This window comes from Sodalis-like endosymbiont of Proechinophthirus fluctus (genome assembly GCF_001602625.1).
Taxonomy (GTDB): domain Bacteria; phylum Pseudomonadota; class Gammaproteobacteria; order Enterobacterales; family Enterobacteriaceae.
Genome location: NZ_LECR01000006.1, coordinates 1 through 886 on the forward strand (window position 1 = coordinate 1; position 886 = coordinate 886).

The following is an 886-nucleotide window of genomic DNA, read 5'->3' on the forward strand; positions in this document are numbered from 1 at the left end:
GAGTGGCAATTGCTGACCGGTAATAACCTTAACCCACGTGCCTGGCGGCTCGATCTGGAAAATGCGCTACTAATCCACGATCCCACACAGGCGCTGCGGACGCAGCGTGAGCGCGAACTCGCCATGATCCGTACTCACACTCGGATGGTAAAGCACTTCACCGAGCTACAAAGCATAGCAGACTATCCGATTAAAGTGCGTAAACTTATTCGTCGTTTACGCCGTGTCCGCATTGATCGCTTAATTAGCCGAATACTCTGAAGTAGTATGAACGATCATTTTAATGCCGGTACAGCAGTAGCAGCGGCAGTTCCCTACTCTCGCATGGGGAGACCCCACACTACCATCGGCGCTACGGCGTTTCACTTCTGAGTTCGGCATGGGGTCAGGTGGGACCACCGCGCTAGTGCCGCCAGGCAAATTCGTTTCCGCTCCGCACCGCTTTCCCAACCCTCACTTGCATGACTGTCGGGCATTATCCGGAACATCGCTAATATCGTCTTGCCCCTTGCGCTTGGCGTTAACTTTCGCTGTGGATGCCGCGCGCTCAAACAGCTCAGGTGTTGTAAGGTTAAGTCTCACGGGTCATTAGTATCGGTTAGCTCAACGCCTCACAGCGCTTACACACCCGACCTATCAACGTCATCGTCTTTAACGTCCCTTCAGGAGGCTCAAGGCCTCAGGGAAGACTCATCTCGAGGCAAGTTTCCCGCTTAGATGCTTTCAGCGGTTATCTCTTCCGCACGTAGCTACCGGGCAATGCCATTGGCATGACAACCCGAACACCAGCGGTGCGTCCACTCCGGTCCTCTCGTACTAGGAGCAGCCCCTCTCAATCTTCCAGCGCCCACGGCAGATAGGGACCGAACTGTCTCACGACGTTCTA

The 886-nt window shown here is 54.6% G+C and carries 2 rRNA genes and 1 pseudogene; 1 reads left to right on the forward strand and 2 read right to left on the reverse strand.

Annotated elements, in window-relative coordinates:
• Positions 1–261: pseudogene (gene pssA / locus BG74_RS00805) on the forward strand (CDP-diacylglycerol--serine O-phosphatidyltransferase); the annotation flags it as partial.
• A gap of 40 nt (positions 262–301) precedes the next feature.
• On the opposite strand, the gene rrf reads toward pssA, so the two are convergent.
• Positions 302–417: ribosomal RNA gene (rrf, locus tag BG74_RS00810) — 5S ribosomal RNA — on the reverse strand.
• A 150-nt stretch (positions 418–567) separates the two neighbouring features.
• Positions 568–886 (reverse strand): 23S ribosomal RNA (locus tag BG74_RS00815); the annotation flags it as partial.